Source organism: Porphyromonas circumdentaria (assembly GCF_900167105.1).
In the GTDB taxonomy this organism is placed as follows: domain Bacteria; phylum Bacteroidota; class Bacteroidia; order Bacteroidales; family Porphyromonadaceae; genus Porphyromonas; species Porphyromonas circumdentaria.
Genome location: NZ_FUXE01000024.1, coordinates 1 through 18054, shown reverse-complemented (window position 1 = coordinate 18054; position 18054 = coordinate 1). Strand labels below are relative to the sequence as shown.

At 43.8% G+C, this 18054-nt stretch carries 10 protein-coding genes; 5 read left to right on the top strand and 5 right to left on the bottom strand.

The window, feature by feature from the left end; translation table 11 throughout:
• Positions 1 to 878: 878 nt before the first annotated feature.
• Positions 879 to 3026 carry a peptidylprolyl isomerase gene (locus tag B5D06_RS08430; RefSeq protein WP_078737550.1) on the top strand — a complete coding sequence of 716 codons (2148 nt, stop codon included), beginning with the start codon at positions 879 to 881 and terminating at the stop codon, positions 3024 to 3026.
• A gap of 78 nt (positions 3027 to 3104) precedes the next feature.
• Positions 3105 to 3596 carry a metallophosphoesterase family protein gene (locus B5D06_RS08425; protein ID WP_078737549.1) on the top strand — a complete coding sequence of 164 codons (492 nt, stop codon included), beginning with the start codon at positions 3105 to 3107 and terminating at the stop codon, positions 3594 to 3596.
• Positions 3597 to 3773: 177 nt separating this feature from the next.
• Here B5D06_RS08425 and B5D06_RS08420 read toward each other — a convergent pair whose 3' ends face one another.
• From B5D06_RS08420 to pta, 5 genes are all read right to left on the bottom strand, one after another.
• The gene (locus B5D06_RS08420) at positions 3774 to 4907 is read right to left on the bottom strand and encodes a glycosyltransferase (RefSeq protein ID WP_078737548.1); all 1134 of its coding nucleotides are present in this window, start codon (positions 4905 to 4907) and stop codon (positions 3774 to 3776) included.
• A 9-nt stretch (positions 4908 to 4916) separates the two neighbouring features.
• Positions 4917 to 6029, bottom strand: coding sequence for a DNA-processing protein DprA (dprA, locus tag B5D06_RS08415; RefSeq protein ID WP_078737547.1), 1113 nt, complete (start codon positions 6027 to 6029; stop codon positions 4917 to 4919).
• Between the two features lie 11 nt (positions 6030 to 6040).
• Positions 6041 to 9730, bottom strand: coding sequence for a phosphoribosylformylglycinamidine synthase (purL, locus tag B5D06_RS08410; protein ID WP_078737546.1), 3690 nt, complete (start codon positions 9728 to 9730; stop codon positions 6041 to 6043).
• A 282-nt stretch (positions 9731 to 10012) separates the two neighbouring features.
• The gene (locus tag B5D06_RS08405) at positions 10013 to 11212 is read right to left on the bottom strand and encodes an acetate kinase (RefSeq protein ID WP_078737545.1); all 1200 of its coding nucleotides are present in this window, start codon (positions 11210 to 11212) and stop codon (positions 10013 to 10015) included.
• Positions 11213 to 11231: 19 nt separating this feature from the next.
• The gene (pta, locus tag B5D06_RS08400) at positions 11232 to 12248 is read right to left on the bottom strand and encodes a phosphate acetyltransferase (protein WP_078737544.1); all 1017 of its coding nucleotides are present in this window, start codon (positions 12246 to 12248) and stop codon (positions 11232 to 11234) included.
• A gap of 675 nt (positions 12249 to 12923) precedes the next feature.
• Here pta and B5D06_RS08395 point away from each other — a divergent pair.
• The 3 genes from B5D06_RS08395 to B5D06_RS08385 all read left to right on the top strand — a co-directional run bounded on the left by B5D06_RS08395 (position 12924) and on the right by B5D06_RS08385 (position 17175).
• On the top strand, positions 12924 to 13562 hold the full coding sequence (locus B5D06_RS08395) for a hypothetical protein (protein WP_078737543.1): 639 nt from the start codon (positions 12924 to 12926) through the stop codon (positions 13560 to 13562).
• Between the two features lie 751 nt (positions 13563 to 14313).
• Positions 14314 to 16773, top strand: a complete 2460-nt coding sequence (locus B5D06_RS08390; RefSeq protein ID WP_078737542.1) for an FAD-dependent oxidoreductase — start codon at positions 14314 to 14316, stop codon at positions 16771 to 16773.
• Positions 16774 to 16794: 21 nt separating this feature from the next.
• Positions 16795 to 17175, top strand: coding sequence for a transcriptional regulator, SarA/Rot family (locus B5D06_RS08385; protein ID WP_078737541.1), 381 nt, complete (start codon positions 16795 to 16797; stop codon positions 17173 to 17175).
• Positions 17176 to 18054: the final 879 nt, after the last annotated feature.

Below are 18054 nucleotides of genomic sequence, written 5' to 3'. Positions count from 1 at the left end.
TGTCTTTGTATTGCGAGACAATGCCTAAGGCAAACTCCCTTAGTGTGTTTAGATTAGTCGCTGATTAGTTCTTCCCCATAAACTTGAAGAGAAGTCATGCATCGACTCTTAATCCTCGCCCCACACAGACAACTCGCCAATACAACTACGTAGTGTATCGCTTAACTTATACTTACAACGCCCCACTCCCCGTGCGTCTTCTACCTCCTTAGAAAAATAATCTTACCTATCTATAACCCAAAGACGCCCTTTAGCTTAATGCGACTACTCTCGCAGAGAAGCTTTTCTTCCTGTACGATAGCAGTATTGATAAGAGCTTCCCTATTTCCTCACTTAATACTAAAAAGGGGAGGTACAGAGCGACCAAAAGTTTCCTTCTATGATAACTAAAGTTTGCACGTATACAAACTTGAGTTTACACAAGTCCTAACTAAAGTTTTCTCCTATGCTATTAAAAGCGCGCCTGCAGAGCGAGAAAAACAGCCTCTGTTATAATCGCTTTTCGGGGTCTACGTTTCTTCCTCGAAAGAGCACTCAAAATTTCTGCTTTCTTTGCAAAGCCTTATTGTTCAACGGACAAACCTCACATAGAGCATCTAAACAAACTCATAAGACAATATATACCAAAAGGAACCTCTTTCTCCAAAATATCAAAAGCATAAATCAAAACAATACAGAACCTGTTAAACAATAGACCCAGAAAAAAGCTAAACTTTCAATTCCCCATAGAACTGCTTGATATATATATATGCGACAACGTTGCACTTGATACTGGAATCTGCATCTCACCGCTATTATGTTATAAAATATTGAGATTTAGTTGGTATTTCGTATCTTTGCCCCTCAAACGAAATGTAAGAAAAGAATATCATACATATATGGCAACTTTAGAGAAAATTCGAAATCGAGCAGGTCTCCTGATTATTGTCATCGGGGTGGCTCTCTTTGCGTTCATTATTGGAGATGGGTTACGCTCTGGCTCTACCTTACTTCAGCTCAGTAAAAACTCGGCATTAGTTATTGATGGTAACAAGATTAATATCGAAGATTATTCTCAAAGACTCTCTGAAATGCAAGAGTTTGCAGAGTCTAATGGGCAGAAATTGACCGATGAGCAACGTATGGAACTCAATAACCAATTAGCGCAAGAGTATGTACAAACAATTGCATTGGAAAATCAAACAGAGGCTTTAGGTGTACGAGTTACACCAGAAGAGCTTATCGCCCTTATTACAGGTAATGGAGCAAGACAGTCTTACCAAGCCCAGCAGTTTTTTGCAAACATCGGTGTGAATGCAGAGGATGCACGTGAGGTAAAAGAATTTTTGAATAGAATATCGGATGCTTCTATCAAAGCGATGCCTGCGGCGCAACAGGGTACATACCTTCTACTGCAACGCCAGTGGAATGCTATCGTACGTATGATAACTAATGAGCGTCTGAGCACAAAGTTCTCGGCTCTCATGTCTCGTAGCTTTGCTATCAATAAAATTGATTCTAAATACCTTTCGGGGGTTCCCTCAAGAGATGTAGCAGTAGTACGCACTATGAGTACCGTATTGGCAGATTCTACAGCAGTGCCTACAGAACAGGAGATCAAAGATTTCTACACAAAGCACCCCAAGATGTTTGAGCAAAAGATTCCTCTTACTAAGGTGAACTATATCAGTGTAGAAGTACGTCCCAGTGCAGAGGACTATGCTGTAGCGAGAGAGGAAATGGAACAGTTGCAAACTCGTTTAGCTCAGACTACAGAGGTAGCAGAGATAGCACGTAACTATTCAGAGTCTTTCGCTCCCGAGTTTTATTTGACCGAAAAAGAACTTGACGAAATCAATCTATCACCCTCTTTGGTAGACTTCTTGAAGTCTTCTGAGATAGGTGCTGTAAATAATCCTGTTATCGAGAACGATCGCTACTCATTGGTAAAGCTTGTGGGCAAAAAGGTAGCTCCAGAAGCTGTTTACGCTCGTATTATTGTTTTGGATACTGTGAATACAGCAAAAGCTGACAGTATCGTAACTGCTATTAATATGGGTTCTTCTTTTGCTGATTTAGCGACCCTTTACTCTGCAGATCCTCAAACCAAAGCGCAGGGTGGCTATTTGATTTTCCCAGATTCTCGTACGGGAGCAATGGATAGCACCCTCACAGAGGCTCGTGCCACACAGATGGGATTAGACACTCTTTATAAAGTACCCGTAGGAAAGGCCTTTGCTATGGAAATGGGTAAAACGAAGTTTATCCTTCAAACAGCGCAGACGAAGCCTGCTGTAACTAAGTATAGATTAGCTTACATGGCGTTGCCCATATCTTTCTCTGATGCAACATTCAGCGAAAAATATGCTACTATTAACTCTATTTTAGCATCAGGAGAGAGCTTTGAAAAAATGGCAAAAATGGCAGAAGAAAAGGGTCTTGACGTACGCCGTGGTGTAGAGATTTCTTCGTTCTCTTCTACTCTTGGATCAATTCCTTCTTCTCGAGAAATTGTGAGTTGGGCTCTTAAGGGAGAGGTAAACGATGTGTACGATAAGGTGTTCCGTTGTGGAGACTCTCATCTTGTCATTGCTTCCGTTGCAGCACAGCAGCCAGAGGGTATCAAACCTCTCGATGAGGTTCGGGAGATGATTAAAGATCGTCTTACCGTAGAAAAGAGAGGAGATAAGCTGGCCGCTAACCTTTTGGCTAAGAACCTAAATTCTATTGAAGCTTATGCTGAAGAGATGCAGGTAACAGTAGATACACTCTCAGGGGTTAGTCTCCTTGCAAGAGGGCAAGCGTCTCCGATGATTTCTGCACATAGTATGTCTATTCCGCTCAATACCGTTTCTAAACCATTCCGTTCAGACTATGAAGTTGTGGTTGTAAAGCCTTTGTCAGAGACAGACAAGTCTGTAGGAATGTCCCTTGATGCTCAGTTGAAGCAACAACGCCGTGCCTTGGGACAGGGCTTGGGATATAGAGCTTTTGGTTACTTGGTAAATGACCTCAAGGTGGAAGATAATAGGGCTCGTTTCTATTGATAAGATATTTGTAGAACTAAGATAAAAGCCTTTGTTGCAGGATTCCTGTAACAGAGGCTTTTCTGTATAGCTAAAGAGATGAAACGAATTGGTATTTTATCCGACACACACAGCTATTGGGATCAACGCTTTATGAAGTATTTTTCAAACTGTGACTACATATTCCATTGTGGAGATATTGGTACACTATCGGTAACAGTGCAACTCGCACGGATAGCTCCTCTCTATGCTGTTTATGGCAATATCGATGCTCAGGATGTGCGAGAGGTGTATCCCGAGGTCCTATTTGTTAGAATCGAAAATGTCGATATACTTATGACTCATATTGGAGGATATCCTGGCCGTTATGATCCTAAGGTGAAAAAGTTAATACAGGAGAAAAAACCAAAACTCTTCTTGACAGGTCATAGCCATATTCTTAAGGTTATGCCCGATCCCATGTTCGATTTACTGCACATCAATCCAGGAGCAGCAGGTATACACGGGTGGCATACAAGAAGGACGCTCGTAAGGTTGGAAATCAACGGAGAGAGTTTTCAAAATTTAGAGGTGATAGAACTTTCTGAATAGCCTTTTGGGGCAGAATTATTCTGAAAAAAGTGTTTATATTTCTTTGGTAAAAACTGTTGCAGCACCTCCGAAAGATATCTCTGTTTTTTTCTTAGAGAAAAGATAAATTTCTGGCCTCGGAACTTTTGTGATGAGTTTGGTCAGACGGTTAGACAAGAGGGTATGCTATTTCTTCTATTACTGTTTGTGCTGCCCTATTATGTGCATTAAAAGTTCTGCCTGTGCTTGATTTGAAAAGGCGGGATAGAGTACGGCTTTACGTTTCTCAATCTCTTTTTCTGAAAAAGGTTCCTGCATCAATTGGTGGCAATAGTTGATAGCCTCCTCGGGAGAGTGAGCTATGTGACACAAGCTATCAAGTCCCGACCCGACCAACATAGTAGGATTGACGATCGTATGCCTACCTGCGAATAGGCTGTTCAGAAGTTTCAGCTTTAACCCTGTGCCCTGAAATGTAAAAAGCATGTTGATGTGTGCTGTTTGCATCAACTCCTTCATTCTCTCTGATGAGGGGTTGGCTTCTATTTTTATATTCCGATAAGGGGTTGCAGCTTGGTACAAGCTATTGGGAGGATCCATTCCCGCTACAATACATGGGTAGGGTAATTGACTGAATATATACTTTATCAAGTAGAGTACAGCTTCTTCATTTTCCTTCACAGAGAGCTTTCCGTGGTATAAGATAAAGTCCGAGGACCCCGTTTGTGTACTAATTGTTTCGTTTTCATGAAAGCAGGGGATGAATTGTACCTGCTTGTTAGGAAAAGTTTTCTGTAGATACTCTGCCTCGGTTTGGGATACAGCCAGAAGAAGATCTGCGTTTTGTACCGTTTGTTCAAAGTGTTGAAAGCGTAGAGCTTCTGTGTAGTAAAATATTTTCTTTAATGGATTCTTTTCGGCATCTCCTATTGCTCGGTAGTAATGATGCTCTATATTACAAGCTCTAAATACCTTGTAGCGTTTGCGTAACAGTGGGTGGGAGAGATAGTAACAAGAGTGTAGCCCTTCAAAAAGAATGGGGTACTCATCTTGTAGTAGTCGTTTAAGGAGCTTGGGAGCTTTACGCCCATAAACATTGTAGGGTAGTGTCGAGAGATTAGCTTTCCACCCTGTCTTTCTGGGATAGTAATATACTTCGCTACAGATGCTGTTGAGCTGCTCTGCTTGAGGACGGTCGTACTCAAAGCAATGCAATATAATATCTACTTCTATTCTTTTTAATGCCAATAACTTATAGTAGATGTCGATTACTCCTCCGTAGTTGGCTGGCCAAGGTATATTAAGAGCGATAACGTGGATTCTTGAGGGCATAGTACAGGATTAAGCTAAGGAGTATTTTCCTCCTGGAAGGGTGGTGATAAGCCCATCCATTTCCAAATCGAATAGCTTATTGGCAAGCTCCGATGGGGATAGATTCAGTCGGGCGATTAGTTCATTAAAGTGGATTGTTTCCTCCTTTTGTAGGAGTTGTAGAATAGGGTTGTTGGGCAGCTCTATATCGAGGAATAGCGATGCTTGCTTTTCCTTTATTGCTTTCGTTGTGGAGGGATTCCATCCAAGATAATGGATAATATCTTCGGCAGAGGAGATAGCTTGGGCTTGTTGTCGGGCTATTATTTGATTACAGCCTTTGGAGTATTGGTCGCTGAGACGGCCTGGTATCGCAAAGACTTCCCTGTCGTAATCGGTAGCCATAGAGGCTGTGAGCAGTGCTCCCCCACGAAGAGCCGATTCTACCACCAAGGTGGCGGAGGATAGGCCTGCGACAATTCGATTGCGTCCCACGAATTGATATCGTTCAATAGAGGAGCCTAAAGGATATTCGGTCAGTAATCCTCCCTTTTGCAGTATTTCAATAGCCTCCTTTCGATGCTGTGCAGGATAGATTCTGTCAAGACCATGAGCCAAGACAGCTATAGTAGGAAGATGATTTTCCAGAGCCGCCCTGTGTGCTGCAATATCGATTCCGTAGGCCAAGCCACTAACGATAGCAAGATTGGGGATTTGAGTAGCCAGTTGCCCGATAAGTTCAGCAACTACTTTGCGCCCATAGGGGGTGGCTTTACGTGTGCCTACAATACTTAGCTTATAGGGTGTTTGTAGTGCTTCCATCTTACCCTTATAGAAAAGTAGAGGAGGTGCATCAATGCACTCCGATAGTAGTTGAGGGTACTGGTCATCTTCGAGGGTGATTATTTCAATGCCCTTGGATCGGGTTGCCTCAAGTTCTCTCTGGGCTTTGGCTAAAAGGTCAGGATCGGATAACTGTGTCGCAAAGCGACGGTATAGTTGAGGAAATAGCGGTTGCAGGCTTTCTGGATAGGAAAATATATCTTCAATAGAGGGAATCGCCTCGAGGAGACGGCGCATCGTAATGCATCCCATTCCCTCAAGGCGACTAAGGGCTAATAGGTAAGAAGCCCGTTGAATCATCTTTCTATCGATTATTTATTGGATTTCTCCTTAAGCCAGTCATAAGCATTTCTGAATGCTTCGATCCAAGGAGTTACTTCATGCTGCATCTCTGGATAGAACCCACACTGCCATGGGAATATAGAGCGCTCTGGGTGAGGCATCATGGCAAGATGACGACCATCGCGACTTGCTACAGCCGCGATTCCCTCTGGAGAACCGTTGGGATTGGCAGGGTAGTCGTCGTACGTATAACGTGCTACCACATTGTACTGATCGAGTGATTCGTCCATAGAGAAGCGACCCTCTCCGTGCGCACACCAAACACCAAGTTGGCTGCCTGCTAAAGAGGAGAGCATAACCGTATTATTCTCTGGAATTGTCAGTCCTACGAAGCAACTCTCATATTTGTGAGAACGGTTATGCTCCATACGGTGGCGAGGTTTTTTATCTTCGTAGATGAGACCGAGCTCTGCCATAAGTTGACAGCCGTTACAGATACCCAAGCTCAATGTGTCAGGTCGCGCATAGAAAGCATCAATAGCAGCCTTGGCGCGCTCATTGAAGAGAATGCCTGCCGCCCATCCTTTTGCCGAACCTAATACGTCACTATTGGAGAATCCCCCGCAGAAAACCAGCATTTGTGCATCTTCCAACGTTTCTCTTCCCGAAGTTAAATCGGTTAAGTGTACATCTTTTACATCAAAACCTGCAAGGTATAGCGCATAAGCCATCTCTCTTTCTCCATTTGTCCCCTTATCTCTTACCACTGCAGCTACGATACCCGAGCGTTCTTTACGGTCGGGATTTAAGTTGAGGGTAGATAGTTTTCCGTCGAAAGAGGGTGCAAAGCGGAGTTGTATAGGTTGATGAGCGAAGTTGTCAAAGCGCTCTTTGGCCAGCTTTTCGGTAGATTGGAATCGGTCCAAAAGGTAAGAAGGCTCATACCAGGTACGGCGTGCTTTGTCAATATCTATGGATAGCTTCTCGCCCTCTTTCGTAATCTCTATGCTGCGGGTCGCAGATGGCGTTCCAATAAGGGCGTAGCCCACGCCAGCTTCTTCAAGAATTGCTGCTACGGTAGAGAAATCTTTTACTTGTAGCACAACTCCAGGATTTTCTGCATAGAGCAGTTTAGTCAAATCTTTCTCTGGAATTGCTGTAAGATCAATAGTAAGACCTCCCGATACATTGGCAAAACACATCTCCAAAAGGGTGGTAATAAGACCTCCAGCCGAGATGTCGTGCCCTGCGAGTACGAGGCCTTTTGAAATAAGGGTTTGTACCGCCTCGAAGGCATCTGCAAAGTAATCGGCATTACCAATCGTGGGGGCTTGTACTCCTACTTTCCCTAAGCTTTGGAAAAGGGCAGAACCTCCCAGATTGAGCGGTGCGAAACTAAAGTCTATATAGAGCAAATGACTCTCTTGGGCAGATTTGATAACAGGCGTTATAATACCTCTAACGTTGCTAACGGGTGCTGCAGCGGATATAATCACAGTGCCAGGGCTTACAACGGGTTTGTCATCGGGATACTTTTGCGTCATAGATAGAGAGTCTTTGCCCGTAGGAATATTGATACCTAAATCTATGGCAAACTGTGCACAGGCTTCAACGGCACGGTAAAGACGCGCATCCTCACCTTCATTACGGCAGGGCCACATCCAGTTAGCACTCAAAGAAACACTCTCTAATCCCTTTTCTAATGGGGCGAATACGATATTGGTAAGAGCTTCTGCTATAGCCAATACTGAACCCGTAGCCGAGTCAATCAATCCCGCTTGAGGAGCATGCCCAATAGATGTGGCATATCCTTTGCGTCCACGATAGTCCAACGCAATGGCCCCGAGGTCACTGAGAGGGAGCTGTAGCTCTCCGCAACATTGTTGGCGAGCGATACGCCCTGTTACCGATCGGTCTACCTTATTCGTTAGCCAATCTTTACAAGCCACCGCTTCGAGGCTAAGTACACCCTCGAGGTATTGTAGGGGTTGTGTAGCTTCATAAGGAGCATCTTCGTAGTGGTGTACCACGCTCTTATCGTTCATTATGGTGCGAGGAGGCTTAGCCAGCATATCTTCTACAGCAAGGTGGATAGCTTCCTCTCCATTGTCACGCTTGAAAACAAGCTCTTTACTATTGGTTGTATGACCTACCTTATATATGGGGGCACGTTCCCGCTCGGCAATAGCTGCTATACGGTCAAAGTCTTTCTCTCGGATGAGCATCCCCATACGCTCTTGGCTCTCGTTACCGATGATTTCTTTAGCGGAGAGGCTTTTATCGCCTACAGGAAGAGCATCTATGTCGATTACACCCCCTGTTGCTTCGATTAGTTCAGTAAGGCAGTTGAGGTGTCCTCCTGCTCCGTGGTCATGGATACTTATGATAGGATTGTCTTCTCCCTCTGCCAGAGCACGCACTACGTTGCAAACTCTTTTTTGCATCTCTGGGTTAGCTCTCTGTACCGCATTGAGTTCAATACCCGAGCTGTACTGTCCCGTATTTACCGAGCTAACGGCTCCACCGCCCATACCTATGCGATAGTTATCTCCCCCCATCATAACGACGAGCTGGTCGGGTTGAGGCTCTTCTTTTATGGCATCTTGGGCGCGAGCATAACCAATCCCACCTGCCAACATGATTACTTTGTCAAATCCGTATCGAGTAGCTCTTTCATTTTCTTGGTGCTCGAAGGTTAGAAGAGAGCCTGTGATGATGGGTTGTCCGAATTTATTACCGAAATCACTCGCTCCATTGGAGGCTTTCGTAAGAATAGCTTGGGGATGTTGATAGAGCCATTTGCGGGCTTCCATGAGAGTTTTACTTTCCCCCTTTAATCTTGGGTAGGAAGTCATATAAACGGCTGTTCCCGCTACGGGGATAGAAGCCTTACCACCCGCCATACGATCTCGTATTTCCCCTCCAGTTCCTGTTGCCGCACCGTTAAAAGGCTCTACTGTCGTAGGGAAGTTATGTGTCTCTGCTTTGAGAGAGAGTACAGTGTCTATCGGCTGGGTGGTGTAGAAATCTGCCTTGTCTGCCGAGATGGGGGCAAATTGTTCTGCGCGCCCTCCCTCAACGAAAGCGACGTTGTCTTTGTAGGCAGAAACCAATCCGTTGGGATTCTCTTCCGAAGTAGATTTAATCATAGAGAAGAGCGATGCCTCTTGCTCTTTGCCGTCGATGATAAAAGTACCATTGAATATCTTGTGCCGGCAGTGCTCGGAGTTTACTTGAGAGAAGCCAAAAAGCTCGCTATCTGTGAGCTTTCTTCCGAGGCGTTCAGAGAGTTTTTGCAAGAAAGAAACTTCTTCGGGGCTTAAAGCCAATCCCTCACTTTTATTGTAAGCATCAATATCTTCAATGTAGTGTATGGGCTCAACCTCATATTCATGTGTGAAAATATTCGCATCGGGATGGGTGTACACCATCTCGAGCATAGGGTCGTGCTCGGTCGTTGCCTCCTTTTCTTTTAGTTCTTCGATGCGAGAGATTCCCTTTAATCCCATATTTTCAGCTATTTCCACGGCATTTGTACTCCATGGAGATATCATCTCGCTGCGAGGTCCAACAAAAATACCCTCTACGCTGGGTTGAGGAAGGGTGCCCTCTTTAAGCCCGAAAAGCCAGTTGAGTCGCTTAATTTCTTCGTCTGTAAAGGGAGTTTTGTGTTCTACAACAAAGAGAGAACGCTCTGAGGAGAGAAAATAGCTAATCATATAAAGTGTTTCTTAAGTGTTATCTTGCTCTTGATGCGTAAATATCTATGTAAATACTACAACGTTACAAAGTTACGACTAAAAGACGAGGTATGGTATAAGGAGATTGTTACACAGGCTCTAAAATGTTTTTTTGCAGGTGTTTTTTTTGTGGTTTTTACTGACTATAATAGTCCCATATCATTTATATACAAGGGAAGTAGATGGGAATGAGAGAATATAAAAACTCCTGCTTCCTCGGTTAAAAGAAAGCAGGAGCTTGTTGTGTATAATGAAAAAGGTTTACTTCTTGATTAGTTCGAGTGTGTCAAGAGCAATCATTTTTTCTTCGTCTGTGGGGATAACTACCACTTTTACTTTGCTATCTGCTGTGCTGAGTAGGCACTCTTCGCCACGCACTTTAGCGTTCAACTCATTGTCGAGTTGGATACCCATATACTCCATATCACGGCATACGTACTCGCGGGTTGTAGTTTGGTTTTCGCCCACACCACCTGTAAATACGATAACGTCTACTCCGCCCATTGCAGCGGCGAGAGCTCCTACGTACTTCTTGATACGGTAGTCATACATTTCTAACGCCAATTTAGCACGCTCGTTGCCTGCAGCGATAGCAGCTTCGATCTCTCGCATATCGGAAGATACTCCACTGATACCGAGTACACCGCTCTTCTTGTTAATCATGTTAGAGAGGTCTGCATAGGACATTTTTTCTTTCTCTCCAATGAAAACGAGGGCACCAGGGTCTACATCGCCACAGCGAGTACCCATGATGAGCCCTTCTGTTGGGGTCAAACCAAGAGAAGTGTCGATACACTCACCGTTTTTGATAGCAGAGATAGAGGCTCCGTTGCCGATGTGTGCCGTGATGATGCGAGTTTTCTTGAAGTCAAGACCCAAGAATTCGCAAGCACGTTGGCTTACATAGCGGTGGCTGGTTCCGTGGAAGCCATAACGACGCACGCCATACTTTTCGTAGTATTCATAGGGGAGGGCGTACATGTAGGCATGCTCAGGCATTGTTTGTTGGAACGAAGTATCGAAAACCCCTACTTGAGGTACTCCAGGCATCAATTCTGTTACGGCCGCAATACCCTTAAGAGAGGGCGGATTGTGTAGAGGAGCAAGGTCGATACACTCGGTAACTTTCGCTACCACTTCATCGGTGATGATAACACTTTTGCTGAATTTGTCCCCTCCGTGTACGAGACGGTGACCCACTGCATCAATCTCTTTCAAACTCTTGATGCAACCATACTTTTCGCTGGTTAGAGTTTGTAGTACGAAGTCAATAGCCACAGTGTGCTCGGGCATATACTTTTCCAAAACTACTTTATCTCCGTTGGGGAGTTTGAATCTTAGGAAAGAGTCTTCCAAACCTAACTTCTCGACAACACCCTGTGCCAAAACATTGGCTTGGGGCATTTCCATGAGTTTATACTTTACGGATGAACTACCACAGTTCAAAACGAGTATATTCATAATTGATTGTAGATTAAAATTATTTTGTACTGTTCTTGGCTGCAATAGCTTGGTTGGCTGTAATGGCTACCATATTGAATATGTCGTCTACAGAGCAACCACGGCTAAGGTCATTGATAGGAGCAGCCATACCCTGAAGTATAGGACCGATAGCGATAGCTCCGCCAAGACGCTCTGCGAATTTATAGGCAATGTTACCTACCTCGAGAGTAGGGAATACCAATACGTTTGCTTTTCCTGCTACGGCACTGTTGGGAGCTTTGAGTTTAGCCACGGTTTCTACAAGAGCCGCATCTGCCTGCATCTCTCCATCTATAGCGATGTCGGGAGCGAGTTCCTTAGCTAAGCGTGTAGCCTCTACAACCTTATCGACCATTTCCCCCTTGGCACTACCGAATGTAGAGAAGCTGAGCATTGCTACGCGTGGTTCCATGCCGCCGATGGCTTGGGCTGTTTTGGCAGAAGCTACAGCGATTTCAGATAGTTCTTTTGCTGTTGGGTTAGGAGTTACGGCACAGTCTGCCACTACTACCAAACCTTCGCGACCGATATGTTTAGCTTGTGTGAAAAGAAGGAATGCACCACTCACGCAGCTGATACCAGGCATTGTCTTTACAAGTTGCAATGCGGGGCGCAATACATTCCCTGTTGTGTTCAACGCTCCAGCAAGCTCTCCGTCTGCATCGCCTGCTTTAATCATAAGACAAGCCAAGTAAAGAGGATTTACTACGAGCTGATCTGCCTCCTCTTTAGTCATACCTTTTGATTTACGAAGCTCCATGAGAAGGTCTCTATAAGACTCGCGACGAGGATGGTTTAGAGGATCAAGCATCTCTGCTTTGTCGATATTGTTTAAGCCAAGCTCCTTAGCCTTGGCTTTGATTTCTTCGGGATTGCCAATTAGAATTAAGTGTGCTACACCTTGGGCTAAAAGTCTGTCTGCAGCTTGAAGGGTACGTGGTTCTGTCCCTTCAGGAAGCACGATGCGTTGTTTGTCGGCACAAGCTCGTGCAATGATTTCTTGCATTAAATCCATATTATATCTTTACGTTGACTAAATATATACTTCTAATAGAGACGTTTTGGTGAGTGATAGGATCTATTGTGTATTACTCACAAAGTCGGTGCAAAGTTAATCATTTACCAATAGCCATCAAAACAGAGATGAAAAAAGAGGTTTATTTCTTGTTTTTTATGGGAAATTATTGGCTTAAAAGTGCTATGGCAGCATTATAGGTTTCTTGTCTATTGCTCCCTTTCTATGTAGTAATTGTAGGAATTTAAGAACTGAAAAAGAGGGGTATATAGAGTTCTCTGCTCCAATCTAAATATATTGAATAGGTGAGGCCGTGCGTTCTTTTATAGAGAGAGCACCTATTGTGAAGAGATTTTTTAGAAAAGAGTCCAAAAAGTGGTAGCTCTTATTTCTAAGGATTACGCTCTATTTTTATCCTTTTCTCGTTGTGAACTCTCTCCCTCTTTTTTGACCTAAAAATGATATCATCGCTTCTGTTTTCTTGATAGGATAAGATTTTCAAGGACTATTATTTGTGATTTTTTAATTTTGTCATCCCAAGAAACTTCTTTTCTGTGCATCATTTTCTTGTTTATTTGTTTGTAAATGTTTACACTTGTAAACGTGTAAAGGAGGAAAAACTTCCTTTATGACAAATTTAGTTCAGGATATTTTTAATAGATTACACAGAACATCATGGTAAAACGCATCATCTTTTTGCTCTTTACGTTGAGCACTATTTCTCTTACTCTATGTGGGCAAAGCGCATTTTCTCAGAAAGAACATAGAGATCACAAAGAGGGGCATGACCACAAAGGTCGTTTCTTTATTGGGGGAGTTATAAACTATTGGAATGATACGGACAAAAAAAGTCATTCGTTAGAGCTTGCTCCAGAGTTTGGATACCTCTTTAACGATACTTGGGGAGTGGGAGTCTTTTTCTCTTACGATTATAGTGCTGCGAGGGAGAATAGAGCGCAAATTTTTTCGCACTCCTATAGTATTACTCCCTTTGTTCGTTACTACTATTTCCATAGGCTCCCTTTTAATCTTTACTTAGACACTTGTGTGGGGGGCAACTGGTCTACTGAAAAGCATCAGCAACTCGAAGGGTTAGGTGGAATAGATGTGGAGCGAGCTAATGGGTTTGAAATAGGTGTGCGCCCTGGGGCTTGTGTCGATTTGACCGAGGGGCTTTGTTTATGCCTTCGTTTAGGTTTTATAGGCTATCGAAATCGCTTTTTTGCAGGCGAGGAAGAGGGGATAGGAAACTCTGGTTGGGGCATACGTTTTGCCCCCGAGGAGCTGAATATTGGGCTCGAATTAGAGTTCTAATCCTCTTTTTAGATAAAACATTTTTCCGTATCAATAAAGTCTTTATGTAGATGGAGCTTTGCGTCCACTCTTTGTGGGGCAAGGGTAAAAGTCGGTCTGCACATTGCTATTCGTTATCGTATGGCAGTGTGCAGATTTTTTCTCATAGGAATATTCCAAATCAATGTGTTGCATCTTTTGAACTCAGTTGTAGAAAACTACCTTTAGATAGGAGCCGAAAGTGGTTTTGTATAGTGTCTAAAATTATTGAGTTACGAGAAGTTCTTTATTTTCAATCTGAATATACAAATTTGCAATCTGCGTATATATAAATGCAATCTAAATATATATATACGCAATCTGAATATATAGAAATGGATAGGAGAAAAGAAGCTTTATCACTGGAACTTTTGAGGTTTTTGACAGGAAGAAAGGAGGTTTAGAAAAGTGTACAGTGTACGATAGAACTCTTGCCGTTACGGAGATTGTAAGGTTCTCTTACAGGTTTATTGCAATAGATTTTTGAGAGCCAGTGCAAGAGCTTTATCAAAAAGGGATAAAAGAATAGGGATTTAAGTACTTGTACTTCATTCTTTTATATTGTCTTTGTGCTTTTCTTTACGGTAAGCATGAGGAGATAGGGATAAGCCTTTTCTTAGGTAGAATAGACGATATTCTTGACTTTTTCTGCTGTAAAGTTTCATTTGTGCTAAACATTTTGTTTCTTTGTGAAGTATTTTCTGATGGAAACTATTAATTGCAAGATATAAAGATGAAGATTGTTATTATCGGAGGGGTTGCTGGAGGAGCTACCACGGCGGCTCGCCTCCGCCGAATGGATGAGAGTGTCGAGATAGTGCTTATCGAGCGTGGAACACATATCTCCTATGCCAACTGCGGTTTACCTTACTATATAGGAGGGGTGATAAGCGAGCGAGAAAAACTTTTTGTGCAGACGGTACAAGGGTTTTCGGCACGATTTAGCGTCGATGTGCGTACAGAAAGTGAGGTTGTGGCTGTCAATAGAGCCAATAGAACCGTTATGGTGCGCCGTGCCGACGGAAGCAGTTACACAGAGCAGTATGATAAGTTGGTGATCTCTACAGGAGCTTCGCCCGTGCGTCCTCCCTTGCCTGGAATCAATTCAGAGGGGATATTCACACTGCGTAATGTCTCCGATACGGAATGGGTTAAAGAGTTTGTCGACCTGCACAAACCTAAGCGTGCCGTAGTTATTGGTGCTGGTTTCATCGGTTTAGAGATGGCAGAGAATCTGCACTTGCGCGGTGCTGAGGTAAGCATTGTAGAAATGGCCAATCAGGTTATGGCTCCTGTCGACTTCTCAATAGCCTCTTTCTTGCATCAACACTTAACAGAGAAAGGGGTACACCTCTATTTAGAGCAGACGGTAGAGGCTTTTGAAGAGAAAAACGGAGAGATTTGCGTACGCTTTAAGAGCGGGTTGAGCGTTACAACCGATATTGTAATTCTCTCAATTGGGGTGCGTCCCGAAACGAAACTGGCTCAAGAGGCTCATCTTGCCATTGGAGCAACTGGCGGGATAAGTGTCAACCAGTACCTCCAAACATCCGATGAACACATCTATGCCATAGGAGATGCTATTGAGTACCCTCACCCCATCACGGGGCAACCATGGTTGAACTATTTGGCTGGGCCTGCTAATCGTCAGGGGCGTATCGTTGCAGACAATCTGCTCGGTGCACAGATTCCTTACGAGGGTTCTATCGGTACGGCTATTGCCAAGGTATTTGACATGACGATAGCTACGACGGGGTTTCCTGCGAAGCGTCTCCGCCAGATGGATATAGAGTATCGTTCGGTTACGATTCACCCCTCGTCGCATGCGGGCTACTATCCAGGTGCTTTACAGATGACTATTAAGCTCATTTTTGCCCCTGATAGCGGTAAAATATACGGGGCACAGATAGTCGGTTATGAGGGAGTCGATAAACGTATAGACCAGATAGCACTACTTATTAAGCAGGGGGGGAGCGTGAGAGAGCTCACTCAAATAGAACATGCTTACGCGCCTCCTTTCTCTTCGGCAAAAGACCCTGTGGCGTTGGCTGGGTATGTAGCAAGTAACCTTTTGGCGGGTAAGATGCATCCAATATATTGGCGTGAAGCAAAAGGAATAATAGAGTCGGAAGAAAACTCAAGAGAGAAACTTTTCATTGATGTGCGCACGCCCGACGAGTTCCAAACGGGTTCGTTACCAGGAGCGGTGAATATCCCTCTCGATACACTTCGCAGTCGTCTCGAGGAGCTACCCCGAGACAGGGATATAATACTCTTCTGTGCTGTGGGCTTACGAGGGTATATGAGCTACCGTATATTGGCGCAGCATGGGTTTACCCGTGTCCACAATCTCATTGGTGGTCTCAAAACGTACCGTGCGGCGACGGCTCCGATTGCTCCTCCTGCAACTAAGGTGTCGCCTCAAGGTTCTTGCTGTCAAAGTGGTGCAGAGGCTTCTTCGGTGCCTGTCGCTCTCCACGTAGATGCCTGCGGACTGCAATGCCCAGGTCCTATATTGAAGATGAAACGTGCCATTGAGACCATTCAGTCAGGAGAGCGTTTGCGTATCGTCTCTACCGATGTCGGTTTCTCTCGTGATGCAGGGGCTTGGTGCCACTCTACTGGTAACAAATTGATTTCTTCTCAGAGTGAAGAGGGCTGCTATACCGTAGTTATCGAAAAAGGGGAGCCGATGTCGCAGAGCACTCTGTCGGTAGCTGGGGGCAAGGGCAAGACCTTTATCCTTTTCAGTGATAGTCTCGATAAGGCGTTGGCTACGTTTGTACTGGCCAATGGAGCTGCTGCAACGGGCGAGAAGACAACTATCTTCTTTACCTTCTGGGGTTTGAATGCAATTAAAAAGGTTAAGAAACCCGCTACGCAGAAGGACTTCTTTGGCAAAATGTTTAGTTGGATGCTGCCCGCACACTCAGGGCAATTAAAGCTCTCCAAGTTGAGTATGGGCGGATTGGGAGGCCTGATGATGCGCTTTATTATGAAGCAGAAAGGTGTCGACTCGCTCGAATCTCTCCGCCAACAAGCAATAGAGAATGGGGTAGAGTTTATCGCTTGTCAGATGTCTATGGACGTTATGGGAGTAAAACGCGAAGAGCTGATGGACGAGGTTACGATAGGAGGAGTAGCGACTTATATGGATCGCGCCGATGGGGCTAATGTAAATCTCTTTATCTAACCTACAGATTGTTGCTTGGTTATGAAGACTGTTTGCGCTATACGAGATCTTTACAAGGTTTTGCACGACTTTGAGACTACTTTTGAGGAGACTTATTCACTCTCGCTCAATGAAGCTATGGTGCTGTGTGCTCTTGGGGAAATAGCCGTTCCAACTATACCCTCGCAATTGGGAGCACAGATAGGATTCCGCAATTCGCACCTATCGAAGCTGCTGAGACGCTTGGAACAAAAGGAGCTAATCTCTCGTAGTTTGGGGCAGGAAGACCGTAGACAAATGTTTTTCGCCCTCACCTCTAAGGGAGAAGAGCGTATACAACAGCTCGATTTGGAACAGATCGAAATCCCCGAGATGCTACGCCCTTTGCTTAAGTTGAGCAGTGCCGTTTCGATGAAACCCTAAGGGTTGCCCCTCGTAGTATATATACTTTCGTTTCAAAGGGTATATCTTTCTTGTTTGGGAGGGTATACCCTTTTCCTGTAAGGCATACTAAGGTATGTGACCGAAGCCGAATGTCGCAAGCAACACAGCAGTTTGTGCATTTATCAAATTGTTCTATAAATCGGACGATTTTTCTGTACATAAGTATAGAGATTATTCGATATACAGCGTAGATTTTTAGACAACACAAATAGAGCATGTTCTATGTATAACACAAATTTTCTCTATGTATAAATAGAATATGCTCTATATGCAGCGTGAAATTTTTCTATATAGGCAAATATTTTTCTCTGAATACGGAATTATGACTAAATCCTCCTAAAAATCGACTTTTACATACATAAAAACCTCACTGTATGATAGGATACAGTGAGGTTTCTACGATTTACGAGAGAGCTACGCTCGAAAAGCCTCTCAGCTTAGAATGCAATAGAACATTCTCTGAGCCCTACTCTTCTTATTAGAGTGAAAATAGAGCATCGATAGAGCGCAATCCCATTCCTTCGGAGCATTGTTCCGAGCAAATACTGCAAACATTACGAATACAAAAGGAAATAATACGGCTGCCATATCGACGATATTCTAATGCTATTTTTTGTTTCTTGTCCGCGAAGGTAACACTTTTCTTGATGAGCGTTGTCCTTATATACGAGAAAATACCTACTCTAAAAAAGTAAAACTTTGGCATTTAACTAAAAATATGTAGATTTGCAAAAGAAAGAAGCTCTTGTGTTCTTTTTTTCTGGTAATCTGGTTTTAATAACAAACAGTAATGAAACAAATCAACAAAATGAAAAATCTTTCACTAAGGAAGATGTCCGTGGCGATAGCTACGCTGTT

Excerpts from the sequence above, each read along its gene's own strand:
- purL (WP_078737546.1), bottom strand. The coding sequence starts at position 9,730 with ATGATTAGCTATTTTCTCTCCTCAGAGCGTTCTCTCTTTGTTGTAGAA.
- B5D06_RS08385 (WP_078737541.1), top strand. The coding sequence starts at position 16,795 with ATGAAGACTGTTTGCGCTATACGAGATCTTTACAAGGTTTTGCACGAC.
- dprA (WP_078737547.1), bottom strand. The coding sequence starts at position 6,029 with ATGATTCAACGGGCTTCTTACCTATTAGCCCTTAGTCGCCTTGAGGGA.
- pta (WP_078737544.1), bottom strand. The coding sequence starts at position 12,248 with ATGGATTTAATGCAAGAAATCATTGCACGAGCTTGTGCCGACAAACAA.
- B5D06_RS08405 (WP_078737545.1), bottom strand. The coding sequence starts at position 11,212 with ATGAATATACTCGTTTTGAACTGTGGTAGTTCATCCGTAAAGTATAAA.
- B5D06_RS08390 (WP_078737542.1), top strand. The coding sequence starts at position 14,314 with ATGAAGATTGTTATTATCGGAGGGGTTGCTGGAGGAGCTACCACGGCG.
- B5D06_RS08395 (WP_078737543.1), top strand. The coding sequence starts at position 12,924 with ATGGTAAAACGCATCATCTTTTTGCTCTTTACGTTGAGCACTATTTCT.
- B5D06_RS08420 (WP_078737548.1), bottom strand. The coding sequence starts at position 4,907 with ATGCCCTCAAGAATCCACGTTATCGCTCTTAATATACCTTGGCCAGCC.
- B5D06_RS08425 (WP_078737549.1), top strand. The coding sequence starts at position 3,105 with ATGAAACGAATTGGTATTTTATCCGACACACACAGCTATTGGGATCAA.
- B5D06_RS08430 (WP_078737550.1), top strand. The coding sequence starts at position 879 with ATGGCAACTTTAGAGAAAATTCGAAATCGAGCAGGTCTCCTGATTATT.